The organism is Marivivens donghaensis, assembly GCF_030410045.1.
GTDB classification, from domain to species: domain Bacteria; phylum Pseudomonadota; class Alphaproteobacteria; order Rhodobacterales; family Rhodobacteraceae; genus Marivivens; species Marivivens donghaensis.
Genome location: NZ_JAUFRA010000004.1, coordinates 32,165 through 56,392 on the forward strand (window position 1 = coordinate 32,165; position 24,228 = coordinate 56,392).

The following is a 24,228-nucleotide window of genomic DNA, read 5'->3' on the forward strand; positions in this document are numbered from 1 at the left end:
GCATCGACATGTGGGGGAAGTGGTGGGCGACCCTGGAATCGAACCAGGCGTGGGTCTCCCCGGCGGAGTTACAGTCCGCTGCCGCACCTTGCAGCCCGTCGCCCGAACCTAGGCAAAGCCTCGTTCGTGGGGGGCTGAATATGGGTCTTGGCCGAGGGCGTCAACAGGAAAAATGATCGTTTTTCGACACACTTGTGTAAAGTGCCAGTTTGGCCCATTGAGAGGGCTAGGATATAAGGGGTTCGCCATGCAAAAACCGAAGTGGGTCATCGAAAAAGAACAGGCCAAACGTGCAGCCGCACAAGAAACCGTCTGGCTGTTTGGTCTCCATGCGGTGCGCGATGCGCTGATGAACCCCCGTCGCAAGCGTTTGCGGCTGGTTGTGACCAAAAATGCCGAGGCGAAGCTGGCGGATGCGATCGCGGCCAGCGGCATGGTCCCCGAAATTTCGGACCCACGCAAATTTGCGGCCCCCATCGATCCCGACTCGGTCCACCAAGGTGCTGCGCTCGAGGTGAAGGCTCTTGAGTGGGGCACTCTGACGGATGTGGTCATGGGGCCGGGGATTGATCCTGCACGGATTATCCTGCTCGACCGTGTGACCGACCCGCATAACGTCGGTGCGATTCTCCGCTCTGCCGAGGTGTTCGGTGCCCGCGCTGTGGTCGGTGTGCAACGTCACTCTGCCCCTGAAACGGGTGCGCTGGCGAAAACCGCGAGCGGCGCGCTAGAGCGTCAGCCCTATATCCGCGTGCGCAATTTGGCGGATGCGATGGAAGAGTTGAAACAATTGGGCTTCATCATTCTGGGCCTCGCAGGTGAGGCGGATCAAACGATCGAAGCTGCACTGGAGGGTCGCAAGGATCGCCCTGTCGCACTCGTTCTTGGCGCCGAAGGCCCAGGTTTGCGGGAAAAAACCCGCGAAACTTGTGACGCGCTGGTGCGGATCGACTTTGCGGGCGGATTCGGATCGCTCAACGTGTCGAACGCTGCGGCGGTGTCGCTTTATGCGTCCCGTTAAGCCTCTGTTCACGTTTTTCTGAACAGTCTTTTCTTAGGCAAATCAGTGCCTATCTTTCTTTCATGAGGCGAGCCTCGGAACAGGCTTGCAATATCTCACTGTCCCTCGTTCCATACTAGGCGTTCGGGTCCCAATCCCCCGAACGCCTTTTTTCTGCGAAAATGCTGGGTAATCCGCTCCATGACGATCCAAGACGACATCATCGAAACCGTTCTACGCCAAACCAAAGTCATTGCTCTGGTCGGGGCGTCTTCAAATCCTGAACGCCCATCTTATCAGGTGATGGCCTATCTCATGGCCAACGGATACCGCGTGATCCCCGTGAATCCGGGCCTCGCTGGGCAGGAATTGATGGGTCAGTTGGTCTATCCTGACCTGACCTCGATCCCTGATGAGGTCGATATGGTCGACATTTTCCGCCAATCCGACGCGGTGCCTGCCATCGTCGAAGAGGCGCTTTTGCGCTGGCCCACGCTCAAGGTCGTTTGGACCCAGTTGGGCGTTGTTCACGACGGAGCAGCAGCCATGGCAGAGACGCGCGGCGTCACCGTAATCCAAGACCGCTGCCCAAAGATCGAGATTGCGCGCCTAGGGCTCTGACGGGGGCCAACCCCCTCAGTTGCTCAGAGCATCCAAGATGCGAGCCCAGCTACGGATGCCTTTGTGGAAGCTCCGCAGGTCGTATTTTTCGTTGGGCGAGTGGATGGAATCATCCTCCATCGCGAAACCGATCAGCATCGAATCCATGTCGAGGATGGTCTTGAAATAACCAGCGACGGGAATCGATCCGCCCGATCCTGTAAATGCCGCAGGGTTGGGCCATTCATCGGTCAGGGCCGCACGTGCAGCGGCAAAGGCGGGGTTGGTTGTCGCCATCACGCTCGCTGGACCCGCGCCATGGTCATGGAATTCGACCGAACAATCGGGCGGAAGCTGATCGCGCACCCGCTGACGGAAGTTATCGCGGATTTTCAGCGGATCTTGGGTCCCGACAAGGCGGAAGCTGATCTTTGCTTTGGCGACAGAGGGCAGCACGGTCTTGAACCCGTCACCCGTGTAACCGCCCGTGATCCCATTTACCTCTGCCGTTGGCCGCGCCCAAATCTGTTCGAGGACGGTTTTACCCGCTTCGCCCGCAGGGGTGCTGAGGCCCACGTCGGCAAGGAACGCCTTATCGTCAAAGCCCAAAGCCTCCCACTGGCTGCGCAATTCGTCGGATAGCTCTGGCACGCCGTCATAGAAATCAGGCACCGTGATGCGGCCAGTGTCGTCGTGCAGATTGGCGATGATGTTCGACAGCACGCGGATCGGGTTGATCGCGGGGCCGCCATAAGACCCAGAGTGAAGATCTTTAGACGGACCCGTGATGACCAGTTCTTCGCCCAAGAGACCGCGCAGCATCGTTGTGATTGCAGGCGTATTCGCGTCAAAGAGGTCGGTGTCACAGATCAGCGCAACATCGGCGGTGAGGTCCTTGGCGTTCGCTTCCATGAATGGGACGAGCGAAGGCGAACCGCTTTCTTCCTCGCCCTCAAGGAAAATCGTGATCTTGCACGGCAGCTTGCCCGTTTCCGCAACATAGGCACGGCATGCCTCGATAAAGGTCATCAACTGGCCCTTGTCATCGGATGCACCACGGGCGCGAATGACCTTGCCTTTGTCAGTCTCTTCAATCGCAGGATCAAAGGGATCGCGGTTCCAGAGGTTCAGCGGATCAACGGGCTGCACATCGTAATGCCCATAGAACAGAACATGCGTTCCGCCTTCGCCGCCATGTGCCACGACCATCGGATGACCGGGGGTAGGGCGGGACGCAGCGTCAAATCCGATGCTCTTGAGGTCCTCAACCAGCCAATCCGCCGCCCTTGCACAGTCGGCCTTATACGCAGGATCCGTACTGATCGACGGAATGCGGAGCAATTCCATCAAACGATCCAAGGCGTTATCCAGATCAGTGTCGATACGGGTGAGGATGGTGGACAGGGTCATGATCGCTCCGGCTGTGGTTTCCGATAGGAGACTACGCCGTTCCGATAGGGTGTCCAGAGGTCGAAAAGGTCGTTTTTGTCGCTGGCGTGTCAAAAGGTAGCGTATTGTTAGAACCAGTCTAAGGCTATATGGACCCACGAACCTGCCGTTAGCGTATTCGCGCTGCCTGACGTGAAGGATAGACATTTGGACTACAACGCCCACCTCGACGCTGCACTTGGTAAACTCCACGAAGAAGGCCGGTATCGGACCTTCATCGATATCGAGCGCAAAAAGGGACATTACCCTCACGCGCTTTGGCGCAAAGAGGACGGTAGCGAACAGCCGATCACAGTGTGGTGCGGCAATGACTATCTTGGCATGGGTCAACACCCTGTCGTTCTGGCGGCTATGCATGAGGCGCTCGACGCAACGGGCGCTGGCTCCGGCGGGACACGGAATATTTCTGGCACGACCGTTTATCACAAACGACTCGAGGCAGAGCTGGCCGACCTTCACCAGAAAGAGGCGGCACTTCTCTTTACCAGCGCTTACATCGCGAACGATGCGACGCTGTCGACGCTGCCGAAATTGTTCCCCGGTCTGATCATTTACTCGGATGAACTGAACCACGCGTCGATGATCGAAGGCATCCGCCGCAATGGTGGCGCGAAACGCGTGTTCAAACACAACGATCTGGCCGATCTGCGCGCCAAACTGATGGCCGACGATCCTGCTGCGCCGAAACTGATCGCGTTTGAATCCGTTTATTCGATGGACGGTGACTTTGGCCCGATCAAAGAACTCTGCGATCTGGCCGAGGAATTCGGCGCGCTGACCTACCTTGATGAGGTGCACGCCGTTGGCATGTATGGTCCGCGCGGTGGTGGTGTGGCCGAACGTGACGGTCTGTTGGACCGTATCGACATCGTAAACGGCACCTTGGGCAAGGCCTTTGGCGTCCACGGCGGCTATATCGCGGCATCGGCCAAAATGTGTGACGCGGTGCGCTCTTACGCGCCTGGTTTCATCTTTACGACCTCGCTGCCGCCTGTTGTGGCTGCTGGCGCTGCGGCCTCTGTCGCGCATCTGAAGACCGATCAGGCGCTGCGCGATCTGCATCAGGAACGCGCTGCGGTTCTGAAACTCCGTCTCAAGGGCATGGGCCTGCCGATCATCGACCACGGGTCCCACATCGTGCCTGTGATCGTCGGCGATCCCGTCCACACCAAAAAGCTGTCCGACATGCTGCTGAGCCAGTTCGGCATCTACGTTCAGCCGATCAACTTCCCCACCGTTCCACGCGGCACAGAACGTCTGCGGTTCACCCCGTCGCCTGTGCACGGACCAAAGGAAATTGATGCTTTGGTGAGCGCAATGGACAAACTCTGGAGCCATTGTGCGCTGAATCGTGCCGAAATGGCTGGTTAACTTTTTTCTGCCTGTGCACTGCTCTTTGGTATATGCTAGGGGCAATCAAAGGCATCGTGATTGGGACGAATCGTAAAGCGATGCCGCTAATTTGAGGCGGTGGGACGGCCCTAATGATCGTTAAAGGTTTCCGGCGTAAAGCTGCACCTGAGGCTGAAGAAAACAAAGGCTTTGATGCCTTTGATCTGCGCCTTGGTGACCTCATGCGTGGCGAGCGTGCCACCATGGGCAAGAGCCTTTTGGACGTTCAACGCGAACTCAAAATCAAAGCGGCCTATATCGCGGCGATCGAGAACGCTGACCCCTCTGCATTCGATACTCCGGGCTTCATCGCGGGCTACGTGCGCTCTTACGCGCGCTACCTGAATATGGACCCCGATTGGGCTTTCACGACATTTTGCCGCGAAAGCGGATTTGCGACCGCGCATGGTATGTCCAAAGCGGCCTCCAGCACAAAGACCAACCGCACCTTGGCCACCGACCTTGCGTCCCAGCAGTCGAAACCCAAGGATATGTTCTCGACCCCATCGACCCCGTTCGTTCCTGCGGGCGAGGGCTTCTTTGCCAAGATCGAACCGGGCGCGATTGGCTCGCTCGCTGTTCTCGTGGCTCTGGTTGCGGGCTTGGGCTACGGCGGCTGGACTGTTCTGAAAGAAGTGCAGAAGGTCCGTTTCGCACCTGTTGAGAACACCCCCGTTGTTGTGGCTGACCTCGACCCGCTGGCAGGTCTTGGCACTGTTGCGGATGACGCTGGTGCCTATGCCGCTGCGTTTGAACCGCCTGCGGCTGATGGCCTCGACCGTGTATATCGTCCTCAGGCGCTCGACGTGCCTGTGATGATCGCCCGTGATGGCCCGATCTCTGCGCTTGACCCGTCGTCGATTGGTGCGCTCGCCCCCGAGGTAGAGCAAGGCCCGACCATCATGGCGACCGCACTACCGACAGAGGCTGCAACACCGATCACGGGCACTGTTCAAGTGACCGACGGCCCTGCGCCTGAACTGGCGATGGTTGCTGTGCGTCCGTCGTGGGTGCGTGTGCGTGCCGCCGACGGTGCCGTCATCTTCGAAGGCATCATGAACGCTGGCGACACATGGGCTGTGCCCGCGATGGCCGAACCCCCTGTCCTGCGGACGGGTGAATCAGGCGCGGTCTATTTCCAGATCAACGGCACGATCCACGGTCCGGTGGGCGAACGCGGCGTGGTGACGTCGAACCTCGCGCTGTCGGCTGATGAACTGGCGCAGACCTTTGCGGTTGCTGATTTGTCAGCTGACGATGATCTGGCTGCGATGGTGAATGTCGCGCAGGCTGAAATCACTCAGTAATCCGCCTTTCCGATCACATCTTTTCGTTGACCCGTTGCCTGTCGGGGTGCCGCGCTTTAGGTAAAGCGCCGAGGCTTATTTCAAAGGTGTCCCATGTCGCACAACCCGATCCGTCCGTGGCGCAATATCGACCGTCGTAAATCGCGCCAGATCATGGTTGGCAATGTGCCTGTGGGTGGCGATGCGCCGATCACCGTGCAGACCATGACGAATACCTTGACCCATGACGTAAAGGCGACGCTCGACCAGATCATCCGCGCGGCTGAGGCGGGCGCTGACGTCGTGCGCGTTTCTGTGCCGGACGAGGCATCCTCTGCCGCGATGAAAGAGATTTGCCGCGAAAGCCCCGTGCCGATCGTGGCTGACATCCATTTCCACTACAAACGCGGCATCGAATCCGCCCTCGCGGGCGCGGCCTGCCTGCGCATCAATCCGGGTAACATCGGGGATGAAGCGCGGGTCAAAGAAGTGATCAAAGCCGCCCGTGATAACAACTGTTCGATCCGCATCGGCGTGAACGCGGGTTCGCTGGAAAAGCACCTCTTGGACAAATACGGCGAACCGACCCCCGACGCGATGGTGGAGAGCGGCCTTGATCACATCAAAATCCTTCAGGACAACGATTTTCACGAGTTCAAGATCAGCTGCAAAGCCTCTGACGTGTTCATGGCAGCGGCGGCCTATCAGCAACTGGCAGAGGCGACCGACGCCCCCATCCACCTCGGCATCACAGAGGCGGGTGGCCTGACCTCGGGCACGATCAAATCGGCGATTGGCCTTGGTAACCTTTTGTGGATGGGCATTGGCGACACGATCCGCGTCAGCCTCTCTGCTGATCCCGTTGAGGAAGTCAAAGTCGGCTATGAAATCCTGAAATCTCTCGGTCTGCGCCACCGCGGTGTGAACATCATTTCCTGCCCGTCCTGTGCGCGTCAGGGCTTTGACGTAATTAAAACCGTTGAAGCGTTAGAGGACCGTCTGTCCCACATCAAAACCCCGATGAGCCTCTCGATCATTGGCTGCGTGGTGAACGGCCCTGGTGAGGCGCTGATGACCGACGTTGGGTTCACTGGCGGCGGGGCAGGATCGGGCATGGTCTATCTGGCCGGTAAGCAGAGCCATAAGCTCGGCAACGATCAGATGATCGATCACATCGTCGAACAGGTCGAAAAGAAAGCCGCAGAGATCGAAGCGGACCAAGCCAAGGCTCTCTGATCAACGCGTCACCGCTTTGCGGTCCGCGTAAAAACTGAGCAAACGCCTCTGTTTTTGACCAAGCATGCAAAAAATTTAAACCGTCGATTTCGTGCTGCATTGCAGGAAATCGGCGGTTTTTTCGTCTGGCCGTTTCCCTAAGGTCATCCTGCAATCCACTGTTTTGGAACGGTTTCCGTAGTTTCCCTGCGGACGATCACGGCTTTTCTGCATTGCGCGAAGGCACCGCGCCCCTGAAATCCCATGCGTTTTTGTCGGATTATTTTACCAATTGATAAAAAATAAAACCTTGGCAGTCTTTCGGCAAAACCAATGACAACAGGGACCACAAATGACCACGCCGATGACCCCCGGTATCCAATCCGGCCGTTTGTCAGCCGACGCGCTTTCGCGGAACTTTGAAGATCTCCATGCGCCGCTCGATGCGCATGAGGCCCGCGTTGCTGCCGACCGCTGTTATTTCTGTCACGATGCGCCGTGTATGACGGCCTGTCCGACGTCGATCGATATTCCGCTGTTTATTCGTCAGATCCAAACGGGCACGCCCGAGGCGGCTGCGAAAACGATCCTGTCGCAGAATATCCTTGGCGGTATGTGCGCCCGTGTCTGCCCGACAGAGACGCTCTGCGAAGAGGCCTGCGTGCGCGAAGAGGCCGAAGGTAAGCCCGTCATCATCGGTCAGCTTCAGCGCTATGCGACTGACACGCTGATGGCCAAGGGGGTGCATCCGTTCACCCGCGCCGCCCCCACGGGCAAATCCATTGCTGTTGTAGGGGCAGGGCCTGCGGGTCTGTCCTGTGCGCACCGACTTGCCATGAAAGGCCACGATGTCACCCTCTATGACGGTCGCGCAAAGGCAGGCGGTCTGAACGAATACGGGATCGCCTCCTATAAATCGACCAACGACTTTGCCGCGCGCGAGGTCGCTTGGCTCTTGGAAATCGGCGGCATCACCGTTGAGACGGGCAAGATGCTTGGGCGTGATCTCACCCTTGATGGGCTGAAAGCCGACCATGATGCGGTGTTCCTCGCCGTTGGCTTGGGTGGCGTAAACGCTCTGCGCATCGAAGGCGAAGACCACGCGACCGCCGCCGTTGATTTCATCGAAGACCTTCGTCAATCCACCGACCTGACGACACTCCCCGTGGGTCGGAATGTGGTGGTGATCGGCGGCGGCATGACCGCCGTCGATGCTGCTGTTCAGTCGAAACTGCTGGGCGCGGATACGGTGACAATCGCCTACCGCCGCAGCCGCGCTGAAATGGCGGCAAGCCCATTTGAACAAGACCTCGCCGCCGCCAAAGGTGTGCGCCTGATGTTCAACGTCATGCCGACCGCGATTGCCGATGGGGCGATCACGCTGGAATACACCGCGACAAAGGATGGCAAACTCTCTGGCTCGGGCGAAACCGTGACCTTGCCCGCCGATCAAGTGTTCAAAGCCATCGGTCAGACCCTCACCACGGATGCTGGCCTCAAACTTGAGGGCGGTAAGATCGCCGTTGATGCCACAGGCCGTACGAGCCTCGCAGGGGTTTGGGCGGGTGGCGACTGTGCCACGGGTGGCGAAGACCTCACCGTAACGGCCGTCGCCGAAGGACGCGACGCCGCCGAAGATATCCACGCTGCAGTGATGGGAGCGTAACATGGCCGATCTGACGACAAACTTCTTAGGTATTACCTCCCCGAACCCGTTCTGGCTCGCCTCTGCGCCGCCGACCGATAAGGAATACAACGTTCGCCGCGCCTATGAGGCGGGTTGGGGCGGTGTCGTGTGGAAAACGCTCGGCTCCGAAGGCCCGCCCGTCGTGAACGTCTCTGGCCCGCGCTATGGCGCGATCTGGGGTGCGGATCGCAGGCTCCTCGGGTTGAACAACATCGAACTGATCACCGACCGCCCGCTGCAAACTAACCTCGAAGAAATCACCCGCGTGAAAAAGGACTACCCAGACCGCGCGTTGATCGTGTCGCTGATGGTGCCTTGTGATGAGGAGTCGTGGAAAGCGATCCTCCCGATGGTCGAGGAAACAGGCGCCGACGGGATTGAACTGAACTTTGGCTGTCCGCACGGCATGGCCGAACGTGGCATGGGCGCTGCCGTGGGGCAGGTGCCGGAATACATCCAGATGGTCACGGAATGGTGCAAGAAATACTACTCCAAACCGGTGATCGTTAAGCTGACGCCGAACATCACCGACATCCGCAACCCCGCCCGCGCCGCAAAGGCAGGCGGTGCAGATGCGGTGTCTTTGATCAACACGATCAACTCGATCACCTCTGTTGACCTTGACCTGATGGCCCCGCAGCCGACCATCGGCGGCAAGGGCACGCACGGCGGCTATTGCGGCCCAGCGGTGAAACCGATCGCGATGAACATGGTGGCCGAAATCGCCCGTGACCCGCAGACCGCTGGCCTGCCCATTTCGGGCATCGGTGGCGTGACCACATGGCGCGACGCGGCAGAGTTCATGGCGCTTGGCGCGGGCAACGTGCAGGTCTGCACCGCCGCGATGACCTATGGCTTTAAGGTTGTTCAAGAGATGATCAGCGGCCTGTCGGAATGGATGGACGACAAAGGCTATACCTCGACCGCCGACTTTATCGGCATGGCCACGCCGAACGTCACCGATTGGCAGTACCTGGATCTGAACTACGTCACAAAGGCTAAGATCGACCCAGATGCCTGCATCAAATGCGGTCGCTGCTACATCGCCTGCGAAGATACCAGCCACCAAGCGATCCTGATGAAAGAGGGCCGCGTGTTCGAAGTGGACGACAGCGAATGCGTCGCCTGTAACCTCTGCGTAGATGTCTGCCCCGTTGAGGACTGCATCACCATGGTCGAATTGCCCAAGGGCGAGCTGGACGAACGCACAGGCCGCAAACGCGGTGACTATGCCAACTGGACGACCCACCCGAACAACCCCTCGGCGCAGGCCGCGGAGTAAGGAAAAATCGTTGCGCGGCTGCCTGTTTCTTGGGCAAGCTGCCAGAAACCTGCCGCGCAACGGTTCAGAATTGGGCTTACGCTCGAAATTTTAGCACTTTGTTTTGATCAAAAAAGCGGTCAGCATGAGGATGCTTTTACCGCTTGGTCAAAAGAGACTCGGACATCAGGAGACAGGAATGGCTGCACTTACCGGCAATCTGACCGTAAATGGGGATCGACTTTGGGACAGCTTGATGGAGATGGCCAAGATCGGTCCAGGGATTGCCGGCGGATGTAATCGTCAGACCTTGACCGACGAAGACGCCGAAGGCCGCGCGCTGTTCAAATCGTGGTGCGATGCGGCGGGAATGACGATGGGCGTCGATACCATGGGCAATATGTTCATGACCCGCGAAGGCACCGACCCTGACGCATTGCCGATCTATGTGGGTTCTCACCTCGACACGCAGCCCACGGGCGGGAAATACGATGGCGTTCTGGGCGTGCTCGGCGCGCTAGAGGCCGTTCGGACGATGAATGACCTTGGCATCAAAACCAAACACCCGATTGTCGTGGTGAACTGGACCAATGAAGAGGGCGCCCGTTTCGCTCCCGCCATGCTCGCCTCTGGCGTTTTCGCGGGGATGCACACGCAGGACTACGCCTATGCGCGGACTGACCTCGACGGCAAATCCTTTGGCGATGAACTCGCGCGGATCGGCTGGAAGGGCGACGAAGAGGTCGGCGCTCGTAAGATGCACGCCTATTACGAATTGCACATCGAACAAGGCCCGATCCTAGAGGCAGAGGGCAAAGACATCGGTGTCGTCACCCATTGTCAGGGGCTATGGTGGCTCGAATTCACCCTCACGGGCAAAGAGGCGCACACGGGCTCTACCCCGATGCCGCTGCGTGTGAACGCGGGCCTCGCCATGTCGCGCATTCTGGAAATGGTCCAAGAGGTCGCGATGAAAAACCAGCCCAACGCCGTGGGCGGTGTGGGGCAGATGCGGTTCTCTCCGAACTCGCGAAACGTGCTGCCGGGTAAGGTGGTCTTTACCGTCGATATCCGCACGCCCGATCAGGCCAAACTCGACGCGATGCGGGCAGAGATTGAAACACGCGGCGCTGAAATCGCTGCCGAACTGGGTGTTGGCTGTTCCGTTGAGGCCGTCGGCCATTTCGATCCCGTCACTTTTGCCCCCGACCTCGTCACCAATGTCCGCAACGCGGCAGAGCGGTTGGGCTACAGCCACATGAACATCATCTCTGGCGCTGGGCATGACGCCTGCTGGGCCGCGCGTGTGGCCCCTGCGACCATGGTCATGTGTCCTTGCGTCGATGGCCTGTCGCACAACGAGGCCGAAGAGATCAGCCCAGAGTGGGCCAAGGCGGGCACAGATGTCCTCCTCCATGCCGTGCTCGAAAGCGCGGTCATCGTCGAATAAGAGGGAGATCAGACCATGACCACAGTCATCAAAAACGGCACCATCGTCACCGCCGACCTCACCTACAAGGCCGACGTCCAGATCGAGGGCGGCGTCATCACCGCAATCGGGCAAGGGCTCAAGGGCGATAAGGAACTGGATGCTACGGGGTGCTACGTCATGCCGGGTGGCATCGACCCCCATACCCACCTCGAAATGCCGTTCATGGGCACCTATTCCTCGGACGATTTCGAAAGCGGCACGCGTGCGGCGCTAGCGGGCGGCACGACGATGGTCGTCGACTTTGCGCTGCCATCACCGGGGCAGGGTCTCCATGATGCCCTGCAAATGTGGGACAACAAATCGACCCGCGCGAACTGTGACTATTCGTTCCACATGGCGGTCACATGGTGGGGCGAACAGGTCTTTAACGAAATGGAATCCGTGATCCGTGATCGCGGCATCAACACGTTCAAACACTTCATGGCCTATAAGGGCGCGTTGATGGTGAACGATGATGAAATGTATGCCTCGTTCCAGCGTCTCGCCGAACTGGGCGGCATCGCGATGGTGCACGCTGAAAACGGGGACGTTGTCGCCGAACTCTCGGCCAAGCTTTTGCGTGAAGGCAACACAGGCCCCGAGGCCCACGCCTATTCCCGCCCGTCTCAGGTCGAAGGCGAAGCCACCAACCGCGCGATCATGATCGCCGATATGGCGTGCGTGCCTCTTTATGTCGTGCACACCTCCTGCGAAGAAGCCCACGAGGCCATCCGCCGTGCACGCATGAACGGCAAACGGGTCTGGGGTGAACCGCTGATCCAGCACCTGACCTTGGACGAAAGCGAATACTTTAACCCCGATTGGGACCACGCCGCACGCCGCGTCATGTCCCCGCCGTTCCGCAATAAGAAACATCAGGACAGCCTCTGGGCAGGCCTGCAATCTGGGTCGCTTTCGGTCGTGGCAACGGACCACTGCGCCTTTACCACGGATCAGAAACGCTATGGCGTCGGTGACTTTACCAAGATCCCGAACGGCACAGGGGGGCTCGAAGATCGTATGCCGATGCTCTGGACCCACGGTGTCAATACAGGTCGCCTGACGCCAAATGAATTTGTCGCTGTAACCTCAACCAACATCGCGAAAATTCTGAACTGCTACCCGAAAAAAGGCGCGGTTCTCGTGGGTGCCGATGCGGACCTCGTTGTCTGGGATCCAGAGAAAGAAAAGACCATCTCGGCCTCTTCGCAACAGTCGGCAATCGATTATAACGTGTTCGAAGGACAGACGGTTAAGGGTCTCCCACGTTTCACTTTGACCCGCGGGCATGTGGCCATCCATGATGGTGAAATCCGCACCCAAGAGGGTCATGGCGAGTTCGTGAAACGCGGTCCAAACACCGCCGTGAACAAGGCCCTGTCCACGTGGAAAGAACTGACCGCACCGCGTCCTGTCGAACGCAGCGGCATCCCGGCAACGGGCGTTTAAGAGAAGAAAGAAGAAGACCTGATGAGTGTCATCGAAGCCCAAGGCCTCAACCTTACCTTTCAGACCAACGACGGGCCCGTTCATGCCCTTCGCGACGTCAACCTCACCATTGAGAAAGGCGATTTCGTTTCATTCATCGGGCCTTCTGGCTGCGGTAAAACGACGTTCCTGCGCTGCATCGCGGGGCTGGAACATCCCACGGGCGGCACGCTTTCGGTCAACGGCATGACCCCCGACGAGGCTCGCAAGGCGCGGGCCTATGGCTACGTGTTTCAGGCGGCAGGTCTGTATCCGTGGCGCACAATCGGCGGCAACATCCGTCTGCCGCTAGAGATCATGGGCTTTTCCAAAGAGGAGCAATCCGAGCGGGTGAAAAAGACGCTCGATCTTGTGGACCTCACAGGGTTCGAAAAGAAATTCCCGTGGCAGCTTTCTGGCGGGATGCAACAGCGGGCGTCGATTGCCCGTGCTCTGGCTTTTGATGCCGACATTTTGCTGATGGACGAACCCTTTGGCGCACTCGACGAAATCGTCCGCGACAAACTGAACGAAGAGCTTTTGAAACTCTGGGCGCGCACGGAGAAAACCATCGGCTTCGTGACCCACTCCATCCCAGAGGCTGTCTATCTCTCGACCAAGATCGTCGTGATGTCGCCCCGTCCGGGTCGGATCACCGATGTGATCGAAAGCACCCTGCCGCGCGAACGTCCCTTGGATATTCGGGACAGCGCAGAGTTCATCGAAATCGCCCACCGCGTCCGCGAAGGCCTGCGTGCGGGGCATATTGATGACTAAGGTTGGCCCCATCCTGACTGTCGTCCTCGCGATCATGGCGCTCTGGTATGTCGCCTGTATCCCGATGAACGTGCAGGAAACGCTCACCGCTGCCGAACGGGCAGGGGCCGTAGTGACCCCCGACAACGCCCGCGCCCGCGCAGAGGTCGGACGGTTTTCCCTCATGCTGCAAAACACCGAGACCCTAGCTGGGAGCTGGTCAGTCGAACGCGCCCGTCTGCCCGCGCCACATCAGATCGTGGCAGAGCTTTGGGACAGCACATGGACCGAAGAGGTCTATGGTCGCCGTGGCATCGTGAACTCTGGCAGCCTGTCGAATAAGTCGCTGATTTATCACGGCTGGGTCACACTCTCGGCCACCGTCGTTGGTTTTGCCATCGGTGCGGGCCTCGGCGTGCTGCTCGCGGTTGGCATCGTGCACAGCAAAACCATGGATATGTCGGTCATGCCTTGGGCGATTGTCAGCCAGACGATCCCGATTGTGGCACTGGCGCCGATGATTATCGTGGTGCTTTATTCCTTTGGCATCCAAGGCCTGATCCCCAAGGCCGTGATCAGCGCCTATCTGTCCTTCTTCCCTGTCGTTGTCGGCATGGTCAAAGGTCTGCGTAGCCCCGATGCGATGCAGTTGGACCTCCTCCACACCTATAACGCGGGCCAAGGTGCTACCTTCTGGAAACTCCGCCTGCCGTCCTCGGTGCCTTATCTTTTTACCTCGCTCAAGGTCGGCATCGCGGCATCGCTCGTCGGGGCTATCGTTGGCGAACTGCCTGTGCAGCGCGGCGGGCTTGGTGCGCGCATGCTGGGCGGGTCGTATTACGGCCAGACCGAACAAATCTGGGCGGCACTGTTCTTTGCCGCTGGCATGGCAGCACTCTTGGTCGCGTTGATCGGCTGGGTTGAGGCCCGCACCCTCAAACGGATGGGAGTGCAGGCATGATCTACGTCCTCTTTGCCGCTCTGATCTGGGCTATGGGCTGGGGCCTGAACGCTGTGATTGCCAACGGTCGCGCCGCCAAAACCTCTGCCGCGCAAATTGGTGTGCCACTGATTTTCGGCGCAACCGTGTTGATCATCTGGGAGCTTTTGGTCACGGGCCTGAACATCTCTGCCGTGATCCTGCCAGCGCCCACCGCCATCGCATCCGCCTTTGGCGCAAACCTCGCGATCCTCTGGGCAGACTTTTTCCAAACTTTCGTCAAAGGTGCGTTCAGCGGCTATGTGATCGGCTGTGGCGCGGCCTTCCTCGTGGCGATTATCGTGGATCGCTACGATTTTCTGCGCCGTGGCCTCTTGCCCGTCGGGAACTTTGTCGCGGCCTTGCCGATTGTGGGCACCGCGCCGATCCTCGTGATGTGGTTCGGCTTTGATTGGCAGTCCAAGGCCGCGGTCGTCGTTGTTATGGTGTTCTTTCCTATGCTGGTGAACACGGTCGCGGGTCTGCGCGATACCTCTACCATGCAGCGCGACCTGATGCGCACGTACGGCGCGTCCTACGCGCAAACGCTTTTGAAACTCCGCATCCCCGCCGCCATGCCTTTTGTTTTCAACGGGCTCAAAATTGCGACATCGCTGGCGCTAATCGGCGCGATTGTAGCCGAATTTTTCGGCTCACCTGTTTTGGGGATGGGGTTTAGAATTTCGACATCGGTCGGTCAGTTGGCCCTTGATATGGTCTGGGCAGAGATCGTTGTCGCGGCAATTGCGGGCAGCCTGTTCTACGGGCTGGTCGCCAAGATCGAGCAATGGGTGACCTTCTGGCATCCATCGCAACGAAAACACTAACCGGCGCAAAAGTCGGATCACCACCAACAAGGAGTAACCCAATGAAGACCTATATGATCGGCGCCGTGGCCGCCCTTTGCACCGCCACCACAGCCTTTGCAGACGATGTGACGCTTCAGTTGAAGTGGGTCACCCAAGCCCAGTTCGCAGGCTACTACGTCGCGCTGGACCAAGGCTTTTACGAGGCCGAAGGGCTGGACGTGACGATCCTCGCTGGTGGCCCCGACATCGCACCGGGTCAGGTGCTCGCTGGTGGCGGCGCTGACGTGATGATCGACTGGTTGCCGTCGGCATTGGCTGCGCGCGAAAAAGGCCTGCCGATCGTCAACATCGCACAACCTTATAAATCCTCGGGCCTCATGCTGACCTGCTGGAAAGACAGCGGCATCACGGGCCCCGCCGACTTCCCTGGTCACACCATCGGCGTTTGGTTCTACGGCAATGAATATCCGTTCCTGTCGTGGATGAGCCAAGAGGGTATCTCCACCGATGGCGGCGAAGGTGGCGTTACGGTCCTGAAGCAGGGCTTTAACGTTGACCCGCTCTTGCAGCGTCAGGCCGACTGTATCTCTACCATGACCTACAACGAATTCGGTCAGGTGCTTGAGGCTGGCGTTTCTCCCGACGAACTCGTCACCTTCAAATACGAAGACGTGGGCGTCGCAACCCTCGAGGATGGTCTCTATGTCCTCGAAGAGAACCTCAATGACCCGGCCTTCGCTGACAAAATGGTCCGCTTTGTGCGTGCATCGATGCAGGGCTGGAAATGGGCTGAAGAGAACCCAGAAGACGCAGCCATGATCGTTCTCGACAACGACGAGACAGGCGCGCAGACCGAAGAGCACCAGATCTATATGATGGGTGAAGTTGCGAAACTGACCGCTGGTTCGAATGGCGCACTAGATGTTGCGGACTATGAACGCACCGTTGCGACCCTACTGGCTGGCGGCTCTGATCCTGTGATCACCGTTGAACCGTCGGGCGCATGGACCCATGCGATCACCGACGCAGCGCTTCAGTAAAAAGTAAACGGGCAGGAGAGTGATCTCCTGCCCGACTTTTTATCCGCGTGACGCCTTTTCGGCGATGCCAGACTGCGACGTGCGTTTGTCCAGCTCTGCCTCAATATCAGCGAGCGTCACATCGCGGGCCGCACACATCACCAGCAGGTGATAGAGGCTATCTGCCGCTTCCCCGATCAGCTTTTCACGGTCGCCTTTGACCGCTTCGATGATCGCCTCAACGGCTTCTTCGCCAAACTTTTCAGCGCATTTTTCAGGGCCTTTGGAGAACAGCTTTGCCGTCCAAGAGCTCTCTGGGTCCGCGCCTTTGCGTGACTGGATGGTTTTATCGAGATCGTAGAGCGACATCAGAGCCTCACTGGAATGCCGGCAGCGGCCATGTGTTCTTTGGCCTCACCGATTGTGTAGGTGCCAAAGTGGAAAATCGACGCCGCGAGAACAGCCGACGCACCACCCTTGGTCACACCCTCAACAAGGTGATCAAGGTTCCCCACACCGCCCGAAGCGATCACAGGAATATCCACCGCGTCCGAAATGGCTTTGGTCAGGGGCAAGTTAAAGCCCGCCTTGGTCCCGTCGCGATCCATTGAGGTCAGCAGGATTTCCCCTGCGCCTTTCTCCATCGCGGTGATTGCAAACTCGACCGCATCAATGCCCGTGGGCTTACGTCCGCCGTGGGTGAAAATTTCCCAACGGCCAGGTTCAACGGTTTTCGCGTCAATCGCACAAACGATGCACTGCGACCCGAACCGCATCGCCGCGTCCGTCAGCACATCAGGGTCCGCAACAGCCGCCGAATTGAACGACACCTTATCCGCACCGGCCAACAAAAGCGCCCGAACGTCATTGTGCGTCCGAACGCCGCCACCCACCGTGAGGGGCATGAAACAGGCCTCTGCTGTGCGGGTCACCAGATCGAACATCGTGCCACGGTTTTCATGGGTCGCATGAATATCGAGGAAACACAGTTCGTCCGCACCTGCGGCGTCATAGGCCTTTGCGGCTTCGACGGGATCACCGGCGTCGATCAGGTCAACGAAATTGACGCCCTTGACCACGCGGCCATCAGCGACATCTAGGCAGGGAATGATACGGGTCTTTAGCATGACCTTTCCTTACGCGGGCAGGGCGCAACGGGCAAGTTGTCGTTTGCGCCGTGGTGTGAAATGGTCCGCACAAATAAGGAGAATACGAATGACATTCGCAAACTACCCGAGCCTAAAAGACAAAGTCGTTTTCGTCACAGGCGGTGCGTCAGGCATTGGTGCGGATATTGTGCGGGCTTTTGCAGCCCAAGGAGCGCAGGTCGGCTTTATCGACATCGATGAGGACGCGGCCGTTAAACTGATGGACGAAGTCGACGGTGATCTGACCTTTGCAGCTGCGGACCTGACGGATATCGAGGCCCTCCGCGTGGCCTTTGCCGCGCTTGAGAACGAGGTCGGCTATGCGGACGTTCTGGTCAACAACGCCGCCCGCGATGACCGTCACGATTGGCGCGATGTAACGCCTGAATACTGGGACCAGCGTCAAGCGACCAACCTGCGCCATATGTTCTTTGCGATCCAAGCCGTTGCCGACGGCATGATCTCTAAAGGGGGCGGGTCGATCATCAACATGGGGTCAAACAGCTGGTGGGAAGCCGCAGGCGGTATGCCCTCTTACACCACTGCAAAGGCCGCTGTGCACGGTATGACCCGTGGCATGGCGCGTGACCTCGGCCCGCATCGCATCCGTGTGAACACCGTGGTTCCGGGTTGGATTATGACCGAACGGCAGAAACAGCTTTGGGTCACGCCCGAAGGCATCGCGAAACACAAAGAACGCCAGTGCCTGCCCGATCTGATCGATCCGATCTACGTTGCACGCATGGTGCTGTTCCTTGCCTCTGACGACGCAAAGATGTGCACGGCGACGAACTACGTTGTGGATGCGGGATCGATTTAATCGATCACGCGCGGCACATGGTTTCGGCGGTCTGAGCGAAGTTCTTGTAGCGCAGCCAAAACGCCTCGGTCGCGGGGTTGTCGGATTGGCGCGTATCTTGAGCTTTTTGCGGATCGCCGAAGAGTTCCGCCGCGCGGGTCTGATCCGACCCGCGTAGGGTCTGGTTCGCCGCCCGCTGGATGCAGGAACAGAGCGCAGGGTTCGCAGCGGTGCGGTGGCTCGACATACAAGCCTTCGAAATATCGCCAGACGCGCCCGATCGTCCACCACCACAGGACATCAGTGCCAAACAAGCCATGCCGGCCATCACAAAACGGACCATAAAAACCTCTGCCGATTAAACGCCCCACCCATCAACGTGGGCTTTGTTGGGCTGATTTGCCTCTCAGGTGCAGAGTGCCAGAGAGGGGGCCGAATGTCCACGCGGCATAAGGCTCAAACGAAAACAGGGCGCAAAACTGCGCCCTGTTCCGGTCCCGAAGGACATATTCGATCGGCGATTATGCCAGAGCGAGGTTCGAAGCCGACTCGCGACCGTCACGGCCGGATTCGATGTCGAAAGTAACCGCTTGACCGTCTTTCAGACCGGTCAGGCCAGCGCGCTCAACAGCAGAGATGTGAACGAAAACGTCGTTACGTGCGCCTTCAACTTCAATGAAGCCGAAGCCTTTGGTCGAGTTAAACCATTTTACGGTACCATTAGCCATGGTGTAGTTCCTTTATGTTAAGGCGCCCGCAAAACGCGACGCCGCCGGCAGCTCAACGTCGAATAGCTGGGCCGGGTAAGGAACAGTGTCGAAATTCAGATTGCATACGCCTTCTAGCAGAGTGTCCGCCTTTACGCAAACGAAAACGGGGACCACCGTGGCGGGGCATCCTTGCCCGACCGTTTGCCCGCTCTAGTTCAGCCAAGTTGGCGCCTTGACTGCAAATGAAAGTCCGCTGCCTTATGAAACCAAAGTGAGCGGTCTAAAGAAATGTGGGACACATGATTTTCCAAATTCTCGAAGTAGTCCTGCCCATCTTCATAATCATCTCGGTCGGATTTGTTTACAGCCGTGCGGTAAAGCCCGATTTGTCTGGCATTAACCGCATGATCGTCGATATCGCGCTACCCGTTTTAATTTTCACGTCGCTCTCGAATAAAGACTTCGATCCGCTGTCAGCGGCGATGTTTGCAATGGCCTCTGTGCTGCTCATCCTCGCCAGTGGTTTGTTGGCCTACCCCTTCGCTCGGTTCTCGGGTGCGAATTGGCGTTCCCTTTTGCCCTGCGTCATGTTCGGCAATGTCGGACCCGTTGGCATTCCTTTGATCGTGCTCGCCTTTGGGCCTGAAGGACTGCCGATTGCGGTGGTTTTGCTCGTCCTATCGAACATCCTCCATTTCACACTCGGCGCAGGCGTGATGAGTGGCCGAACTCATTGGCGGATCGTGTTCACCAATCCTCTGGTCTGGGCGACGGTTGCGGGAATAGCCGTTTCACAGCTTGGCCTGACCTTCCCGAAATGGGTCGATACACCGCTGACGATGATCGGGAATATCCTTGTGCCGACGATGCTTTTGTCACTCGGTGCGCGGCTGTCCACCAGTGCAATCAGCGATGTCGGTGTAGGCGTGCGCGGCACCGCACTGACCACGCTGGCGCGGATGTTTGCTTGCTACATCATACTGTTGTTCATTCCGCTCGAAGGGATCGAACGCGGCGCGCTGATCCTGTTTGCCTGTCTGCCGTCCGCTGTGTTCAACTACATGCTCGCCGACAAATACGATGCAGAGCCGAACAAGGTCGCCTCGATGGTCGTCACAGGTCATTTCGGCAGTCTGATCGTTTTGCCCCTCGGGCTATGGCTGGCCTTGATGTGACGATGGGGCCGAAAATCCGGCGGTGGAGGGCGATCAGAAATGACGCCCGAACCGCCGCAAATGCAAAAAGTTTTGTGCTTGCAAAATTAGACCTAACTATTCACCAATTCCAAGAATTCGAATGAGGGAGGATGTCGATGACAAAGGTAGCATTTTTAGGGCTTGGCGTGATGGGTTACCCGATGGCGGGCCATTTGCAGGCCAAGGGGCATGACGTCACCGTCTATAACCGCACCGCGGCCAAGGCCGAAAAATGGGTCGCCCAGCACGGCGGCGCGATGGCAGCCACCCCACGTGAAGCGGCTGAGGGTGCGGACATTGTATTCGCCTGCGTTGGAAACGATGACGATTTGCGCGGCGTCTGCACAGGCGCTGACGGTGCCTTTGCGGGCATGTCAAAGGGCGCGATTTTTGTCGACCACACCACCGTGTCTGCCGCTGTGACACGCGAACTGTTCGCCGCGGCTGAGGCGCTCGGTCTCGGGTTTGTGGACGCGCCCGTTTCGGGTGGACAGGCGGGTGCCGAAAATGGCGTGCTGTCGGTCATGTGCGGCGGTGTTCAGGAGCAATATGACACAGCTGAACCTGTGATTGCCTCTTACGCGCGCATCTGCCGTCGCATCGGCGACTCTGGAGCGGGTCAAATGACCAAGATGTGCAACCAGATCGCCATCGCGGGCCTCGTTCAGGGTCTGTCAGAGGCGCTGCATTTCGCGGAAAAAGCAGGCCTCGACGGTGCATCCGTGGTCGAAGTGATCAGCCAAGGCGCTGCGGGCAGCTGGCAAATGTCGAACCGCTATCAAACTATGATCGACGACCATTTCGAACATGGCTTTGCCGTGGATTGGATGCGCAAGGACCTGGGTATTTGTCTATCGACCGCAGATGAAACAGGGGCAAGCCTGCCTGTCACTGCGCTGGTCGATCAATTTTATAAGGACGTTCAAAAGATGGGCGGCGGACGTTGGGATACGTCATCGCTCATCAAACGTCTTCGTGCGGCGGGGTAATCCCTCGCGTCCCATGTAACGAAACGAACCGCCGCGCCCCACGAAGGAGACGACCGTGACCAAGCCGAAATTGCTGATTACGCGTAAACTACGGCCCGACGTGGAGGCGCGCGCGGCGCGTGACTATGACGTGACCTTTAACCCCGCGGACCGTCTGTTCACCCGCGATGAACTGATCGCGGCTTGCCGCACTGTTGACGCCGTACTGCCCTGCCATTCCGAACTTTTCAGCGCCGATGTAATCGCTGAGATCGGCGCGGGGCTAAAGATCATCGCCAACCATTCGGTCGGCACTGATCACGTTGACCTTACTGCTGCCAAAGCGGCGGGGATTGTCGTCACAAACACCCCTGATGTGCTGTCGGATGCGACTGCTGAAATCGCGATGCTCTGCATGCTCGGCGCTGCGCGGCGCGGGGCCGAAGGGGACGCGATGGTGCGCTCTGGTCAATGGAATTTCTGGTCGCCTGCCTTCATGGTCGGGCGTCAGGTGACCTCCAAACGGTTTGGCGTTCTGGGCATGGGGCGGGTCGGCCAAGTCACCGCTGAACGGGCGCGCGGGTTTGGAATGGAAATCCATTACCACAACCGTCGCCGTTTGCCCGAACACCTTGAAAAAGGCGCGATCTATCACGACACCCTCGAAGGCCTTCTCGCCTGTTCGGATGTGTTGAGCCTCCATTGCCCATCCACGGCCGAAAACGCTGGAATCATCAACGCCAAAACCCTTGCGCTTTTGCCTGATCGGGCGATTCTGGTGAACACGGCGCGGGGCGCATTGGTTGATGAAACCGCTCTCATTGACGCTTTGACGTCAGGTAAATTGTTCGCGGCAGGGTTGGATGTTTTCCAAACAGAGCCGGGCGGAAACCCAAAGCTCGCTGCCTTGCAGAATATATTCATGTTGCCGCATATTGGCTCGGCAACCGAAGAGACACGGGATGCCATGGGCTATCGTGCACTCGACAATCTGGACGCTTATTTCAAGGGCGAAGAGCCCCATGACCGCGTGGCATAATATTAAAAATAAAGGATAATTTTTTCTTTTTCATTTTGATTTCCATCTGGTGGAAAAGATAAATTTATTTGCTTGATTTTGATGAAAGGCCTTCTACCGTATGAGATAGATTAACGACACATGATGTGTCCGAAATCGTCTGGGAGGACATCAATGACTAAGAAAACTGACACTGCGCGTTTGTCGCGCCGTTCCTTTATTCGTACCGGTGCCCTAGGTGGTTCGGCTGCTGCCGCAACCGTTCTGGCGGCTCCGCCGGTATTGGCCCAATCTCCGATCGTGATGAAAATGCAGACATCTTGGTCTGCGTCGGACATCTGGATGGATTTCGCGCGCGAATACGTTGACCGCGTTGAGGCTATGTCCGGTGGCCGCATTAAGATCGACCTTCTGCCCGCAGGCGCAGTTGTTGCCGCGTTCCAGGTGATGGACGCTGTGCATGACGGCGTTCTCGACGCTGCGCACACTGTGCCTGTGTACTGGTACGGCAAATCCAAAGCGGCGTCGTTCTTCGGCACCGGCCCTGTTTTCGGTGGCTCTGCTACAACAATGCAGGCCTGGTTCTATCAGGGTGGCGGCGCAGAGCTGTATCGCGAACTGACCCAAGATATCCTCGGCCTGAACGTCATCGGTATGATGGGTATGCCGATGCCTGCACAGCCGTTTGGCTGGTTCAAACAGGAAGTGAACACCGTCGAAGACCTCAACGGCTTTAAATACCGTACTGTGGGTCTGGCGGCTGACCTTCTGCAGAGCATGGGTATGTCTGTTGCACAGCTTCCGGGCGGTGAAATCGTTCCCGCAATGGAGCGTGGCGTGATCGACGCGTTCGAATTCAACAACCCGTCGTCGGACCGTCGTTTCGGCGCACAGGACGTTGCTAAGAACTACTACCTGTCGTCCTATCACCAGGCGTCGGAATCGTTCGAATTCCTCTTCAACAAAGACTTCATGGAAGACCTGCCAGAAGACCTGCAGGCGATCCTCAAGCACGCAGTTGAAGCGTCTTCGACCTCGAACACCGCTCTGGCGATGCGCGAATATTCGAAAGACCTCGCAGAACTTCAGTCGGACGAGGGCGTCACCGTCCACCGTACGTCCAAAGAAATTCTCGCGGGTCAGTTGGCCGCTTGGGACACGCTGATTGCTGATCTGGAAACGGATGAGTTCAACGCACGTGTCATGGAAAGCCAGCGTGCTTGGACCGAAAAAGTTGCGTACTACGAACTGATGAACGCACCTGACCTCGGCCTCGCATATGACCACTATTTCCCGGGTAAGCTGAAGCTCTGATCATCAGCAAAAAGGCGCGGGGGACCGCGCCTTTTTCACCTAGGATTGGTCCGGACTGGAGTTACGAATGCTAAAATATATCCGATTTGCCGATACTGTATCTGCGTGGTTCGGCAAGGCTTTTGGATGGCTGATCATCCTGATGACCCTTGGCATGAGCTACGAGGTCTTCGTTCGGTATCTGTTGAACAGCCCCACACCGTGGTCGCTGGACATCAGCTTTATCATGTATGGGACGTTGTTCATGATGGGCGGCGCCTACACCCTGTCGCGTGGCGGGCACGTGCGCGGCGACTTCCTCTACCGGCTGTGGCGGGAACGGACTCAGGCGATTGTCGACCTGACACTCTACATCCTGTTCTTCTTCCCCGGTATCCTCGCGCTCATCTTTTCGGGCTGGAAATACGCAAGCCGGTCGTGGAGCTACACTGAGGTTTCGGTGAACAGCCCCGCAGGCATTCCAATCTATCAGTTCAAAACTGTGATCGTTGCGGCAGGCCTTTTGCTCTTGATCCAAGGTATCGCGCAAGTGTTCCGCTGCATCATCTGCATCAAAGAGGGCAAGTGGCCCCCGATGGCGTCGGACGTAGAGGAAACCGAAACCCTACTTATGAAACAGGCATCTGAGGGCAAATAATCAGGTCCCCATCTGGCTGAGACCTACTCATCTGCCGTCCTATTACT

At 58.1% G+C, this 24,228-nt stretch carries 24 protein-coding genes and 1 tRNA gene; 19 read left to right on the plus strand and 6 right to left on the minus strand.

Annotated elements, in window-relative coordinates; genetic code table 11:
• Positions 1–20: 20 nt before the first annotated feature.
• Positions 21–104: transfer RNA gene (locus QWY83_RS03635), tRNA-Tyr, on the minus strand.
• Positions 105–247: 143 nt separating this feature from the next.
• Between QWY83_RS03635 and rlmB the strand changes: the two genes are divergently transcribed.
• Positions 248–1,021, plus strand: coding sequence for a 23S rRNA (guanosine(2251)-2'-O)-methyltransferase RlmB (gene rlmB / locus QWY83_RS03640; protein WP_067549636.1), 774 nt, complete (start codon positions 248–250; stop codon positions 1,019–1,021).
• A gap of 180 nt (positions 1,022–1,201) precedes the next feature.
• Complete coding sequence (locus QWY83_RS03645) at positions 1,202–1,621, plus strand: CoA-binding protein (protein WP_249946532.1); 420 nt, start codon at positions 1,202–1,204, stop codon at positions 1,619–1,621.
• Positions 1,622–1,636: 15 nt separating this feature from the next.
• On the opposite strand, the gene QWY83_RS03650 is transcribed toward QWY83_RS03645, so the two are convergent.
• Complete coding sequence (locus QWY83_RS03650) at positions 1,637–3,010, minus strand: M20/M25/M40 family metallo-hydrolase (protein ID WP_249946531.1); 1,374 nt, start codon at positions 3,008–3,010, stop codon at positions 1,637–1,639.
• 186 nt (positions 3,011–3,196) lie between these two features.
• Between QWY83_RS03650 and hemA the strand changes: the two genes are divergently transcribed.
• The 11 genes from hemA to QWY83_RS03705 all read left to right on the plus strand — a co-directional run bounded on the left by hemA (position 3,197) and on the right by QWY83_RS03705 (position 16,412).
• On the plus strand, positions 3,197–4,420 hold the full coding sequence (hemA, locus tag QWY83_RS03655; RefSeq protein WP_105235540.1) for a 5-aminolevulinate synthase: 1,224 nt from the start codon (positions 3,197–3,199) through the stop codon (positions 4,418–4,420).
• Positions 4,421–4,533: 113 nt separating this feature from the next.
• Positions 4,534–5,748, plus strand: a complete 1,215-nt coding sequence (locus QWY83_RS03660) for a helix-turn-helix domain-containing protein (RefSeq protein WP_249946530.1) — start codon at positions 4,534–4,536, stop codon at positions 5,746–5,748.
• A 93-nt stretch (positions 5,749–5,841) separates the two neighbouring features.
• Positions 5,842–6,963 carry a flavodoxin-dependent (E)-4-hydroxy-3-methylbut-2-enyl-diphosphate synthase gene (gene ispG, locus QWY83_RS03665; protein WP_249946529.1) on the plus strand — a complete coding sequence of 374 codons (1,122 nt, stop codon included), beginning with the start codon at positions 5,842–5,844 and terminating at the stop codon, positions 6,961–6,963.
• Between the two features lie 331 nt (positions 6,964–7,294).
• Positions 7,295–8,608 carry an NAD(P)-dependent oxidoreductase gene (locus tag QWY83_RS03670; RefSeq protein WP_249946528.1) on the plus strand — a complete coding sequence of 438 codons (1,314 nt, stop codon included), beginning with the start codon at positions 7,295–7,297 and terminating at the stop codon, positions 8,606–8,608.
• A gap of 1 nt (position 8,609) precedes the next feature.
• The gene (gene preA / locus QWY83_RS03675; protein WP_105235536.1) at positions 8,610–9,911 is read left to right on the plus strand and encodes an NAD-dependent dihydropyrimidine dehydrogenase subunit PreA; all 1,302 of its coding nucleotides are present in this window, start codon (positions 8,610–8,612) and stop codon (positions 9,909–9,911) included.
• 178 nt (positions 9,912–10,089) lie between these two features.
• Positions 10,090–11,340: a Zn-dependent hydrolase gene (locus tag QWY83_RS03680; protein WP_249946527.1), complete on the plus strand. Its 1,251-nt coding sequence runs from the start codon at positions 10,090–10,092 to the stop codon at positions 11,338–11,340.
• Positions 11,341–11,355: 15 nt separating this feature from the next.
• Positions 11,356–12,810, plus strand: a complete 1,455-nt coding sequence (gene hydA / locus QWY83_RS03685; protein WP_249946526.1) for a dihydropyrimidinase — start codon at positions 11,356–11,358, stop codon at positions 12,808–12,810.
• A 21-nt stretch (positions 12,811–12,831) separates the two neighbouring features.
• Positions 12,832–13,605 carry an ABC transporter ATP-binding protein gene (locus QWY83_RS03690; RefSeq protein WP_249946525.1) on the plus strand — a complete coding sequence of 258 codons (774 nt, stop codon included), beginning with the start codon at positions 12,832–12,834 and terminating at the stop codon, positions 13,603–13,605.
• Positions 13,598–14,545, plus strand: coding sequence for an ABC transporter permease (locus QWY83_RS03695; protein WP_249946524.1), 948 nt, complete (start codon positions 13,598–13,600; stop codon positions 14,543–14,545). The genes QWY83_RS03690 and QWY83_RS03695 overlap by 8 nt, the downstream gene beginning before the upstream one ends.
• Positions 14,542–15,390 (plus strand): ABC transporter permease, encoded by an 849-nt coding sequence (locus QWY83_RS03700; RefSeq protein ID WP_249946523.1) that lies wholly within the window; start codon positions 14,542–14,544, stop codon positions 15,388–15,390. Before QWY83_RS03695 ends, QWY83_RS03700 begins: the two co-directional genes overlap by 4 nt.
• A gap of 41 nt (positions 15,391–15,431) precedes the next feature.
• On the plus strand, positions 15,432–16,412 hold the full coding sequence (locus tag QWY83_RS03705) for an ABC transporter substrate-binding protein (RefSeq protein WP_249946522.1): 981 nt from the start codon (positions 15,432–15,434) through the stop codon (positions 16,410–16,412).
• Positions 16,413–16,451: 39 nt separating this feature from the next.
• Here the strand turns inward: QWY83_RS03705 and QWY83_RS03710 are convergent, their stop codons facing one another.
• Both QWY83_RS03710 and hisF read right to left on the minus strand, forming a co-directional pair.
• Positions 16,452–16,763 carry a phosphoribosyl-ATP diphosphatase gene (locus tag QWY83_RS03710; protein ID WP_211096447.1) on the minus strand — a complete coding sequence of 104 codons (312 nt, stop codon included), beginning with the start codon at positions 16,761–16,763 and terminating at the stop codon, positions 16,452–16,454.
• A complete protein-coding gene (gene hisF, locus QWY83_RS03715; RefSeq protein ID WP_067549611.1) occupies positions 16,760–17,518 on the minus strand; it encodes an imidazole glycerol phosphate synthase subunit HisF in 759 nt (252 codons plus the stop codon). The genes QWY83_RS03710 and hisF overlap by 4 nt, the downstream gene beginning before the upstream one ends.
• 88 nt (positions 17,519–17,606) lie before the next feature.
• Here hisF and QWY83_RS03720 point away from each other — a divergent pair, with 88 nt between their 5' ends.
• A complete protein-coding gene (locus QWY83_RS03720; RefSeq protein WP_249946521.1) occupies positions 17,607–18,359 on the plus strand; it encodes an SDR family NAD(P)-dependent oxidoreductase in 753 nt (250 codons plus the stop codon).
• Positions 18,360–18,363: 4 nt separating this feature from the next.
• Here the strand turns inward: QWY83_RS03720 and QWY83_RS03725 are convergent, their stop codons facing one another.
• Together QWY83_RS03725 and QWY83_RS03730 are read right to left on the minus strand one after the other, a co-directional pair.
• Positions 18,364–18,681 (minus strand): arginine transporter, encoded by a 318-nt coding sequence (locus QWY83_RS03725; RefSeq protein ID WP_105235527.1) that lies wholly within the window; start codon positions 18,679–18,681, stop codon positions 18,364–18,366.
• A 178-nt stretch (positions 18,682–18,859) separates the two neighbouring features.
• Complete coding sequence (locus QWY83_RS03730) at positions 18,860–19,066, minus strand: cold-shock protein (protein ID WP_067549605.1); 207 nt, start codon at positions 19,064–19,066, stop codon at positions 18,860–18,862.
• A 281-nt stretch (positions 19,067–19,347) separates the two neighbouring features.
• Between QWY83_RS03730 and QWY83_RS03735 the strand changes: the two genes are divergently transcribed.
• The 5 genes from QWY83_RS03735 to QWY83_RS03755 all read left to right on the plus strand — a co-directional run bounded on the left by QWY83_RS03735 (position 19,348) and on the right by QWY83_RS03755 (position 24,181).
• A complete protein-coding gene (locus QWY83_RS03735; protein ID WP_249946520.1) occupies positions 19,348–20,223 on the plus strand; it encodes an AEC family transporter in 876 nt (291 codons plus the stop codon).
• Positions 20,224–20,360: 137 nt separating this feature from the next.
• A complete protein-coding gene (locus QWY83_RS03740) occupies positions 20,361–21,233 on the plus strand; it encodes an NAD(P)-dependent oxidoreductase (RefSeq protein WP_249946519.1) in 873 nt (290 codons plus the stop codon).
• Positions 21,234–21,288: 55 nt separating this feature from the next.
• Positions 21,289–22,251 (plus strand): 2-hydroxyacid dehydrogenase, encoded by a 963-nt coding sequence (locus QWY83_RS03745; protein ID WP_249946518.1) that lies wholly within the window; start codon positions 21,289–21,291, stop codon positions 22,249–22,251.
• A 153-nt stretch (positions 22,252–22,404) separates the two neighbouring features.
• Positions 22,405–23,544, plus strand: a complete 1,140-nt coding sequence (locus QWY83_RS03750) for a TRAP transporter substrate-binding protein (protein ID WP_105235523.1) — start codon at positions 22,405–22,407, stop codon at positions 23,542–23,544.
• A gap of 67 nt (positions 23,545–23,611) precedes the next feature.
• The gene (locus QWY83_RS03755; protein WP_105235522.1) at positions 23,612–24,181 is read left to right on the plus strand and encodes a TRAP transporter small permease subunit; all 570 of its coding nucleotides are present in this window, start codon (positions 23,612–23,614) and stop codon (positions 24,179–24,181) included.
• The last annotated feature ends 47 nt before the right edge of the window (positions 24,182–24,228 follow it).

Bases quoted from the DNA above. Each gene is read 5' to 3' on its own strand.
- hydA (WP_249946526.1), top strand. From the start codon at position 11,356: ATGACCACAGTCATCAAAAACGGCACCATCGTCACCGCCGACCTCACC.
- QWY83_RS03735 (WP_249946520.1), top strand. From the start codon at position 19,348: ATGATTTTCCAAATTCTCGAAGTAGTCCTGCCCATCTTCATAATCATC.
- ispG (WP_249946529.1), top strand. From the start codon at position 5,842: ATGTCGCACAACCCGATCCGTCCGTGGCGCAATATCGACCGTCGTAAA.
- QWY83_RS03645 (WP_249946532.1), top strand. From the start codon at position 1,202: ATGACGATCCAAGACGACATCATCGAAACCGTTCTACGCCAAACCAAA.
- QWY83_RS03730 (WP_067549605.1), bottom strand. From the start codon at position 19,066: ATGGCTAATGGTACCGTAAAATGGTTTAACTCGACCAAAGGCTTCGGC.
- QWY83_RS03705 (WP_249946522.1), top strand. From the start codon at position 15,432: ATGAAGACCTATATGATCGGCGCCGTGGCCGCCCTTTGCACCGCCACC.
- QWY83_RS03750 (WP_105235523.1), top strand. From the start codon at position 22,405: ATGACTAAGAAAACTGACACTGCGCGTTTGTCGCGCCGTTCCTTTATT.
- QWY83_RS03725 (WP_105235527.1), bottom strand. From the start codon at position 18,681: ATGGTCCGTTTTGTGATGGCCGGCATGGCTTGTTTGGCACTGATGTCC.
- rlmB (WP_067549636.1), top strand. From the start codon at position 248: ATGCAAAAACCGAAGTGGGTCATCGAAAAAGAACAGGCCAAACGTGCA.
- QWY83_RS03660 (WP_249946530.1), top strand. From the start codon at position 4,534: ATGATCGTTAAAGGTTTCCGGCGTAAAGCTGCACCTGAGGCTGAAGAA.
- QWY83_RS03680 (WP_249946527.1), top strand. From the start codon at position 10,090: ATGGCTGCACTTACCGGCAATCTGACCGTAAATGGGGATCGACTTTGG.
- QWY83_RS03740 (WP_249946519.1), top strand. From the start codon at position 20,361: ATGACAAAGGTAGCATTTTTAGGGCTTGGCGTGATGGGTTACCCGATG.
- QWY83_RS03755 (WP_105235522.1), top strand. From the start codon at position 23,612: ATGCTAAAATATATCCGATTTGCCGATACTGTATCTGCGTGGTTCGGC.
- preA (WP_105235536.1), top strand. From the start codon at position 8,610: ATGGCCGATCTGACGACAAACTTCTTAGGTATTACCTCCCCGAACCCG.
- hisF (WP_067549611.1), bottom strand. From the start codon at position 17,518: ATGCTAAAGACCCGTATCATTCCCTGCCTAGATGTCGCTGATGGCCGC.
- QWY83_RS03650 (WP_249946531.1), bottom strand. From the start codon at position 3,010: ATGACCCTGTCCACCATCCTCACCCGTATCGACACTGATCTGGATAAC.
- QWY83_RS03695 (WP_249946524.1), top strand. From the start codon at position 13,598: ATGACTAAGGTTGGCCCCATCCTGACTGTCGTCCTCGCGATCATGGCG.
- QWY83_RS03670 (WP_249946528.1), top strand. From the start codon at position 7,295: ATGACCACGCCGATGACCCCCGGTATCCAATCCGGCCGTTTGTCAGCC.
- QWY83_RS03690 (WP_249946525.1), top strand. From the start codon at position 12,832: ATGAGTGTCATCGAAGCCCAAGGCCTCAACCTTACCTTTCAGACCAAC.
- QWY83_RS03720 (WP_249946521.1), top strand. From the start codon at position 17,607: ATGACATTCGCAAACTACCCGAGCCTAAAAGACAAAGTCGTTTTCGTC.
- QWY83_RS03700 (WP_249946523.1), top strand. From the start codon at position 14,542: ATGATCTACGTCCTCTTTGCCGCTCTGATCTGGGCTATGGGCTGGGGC.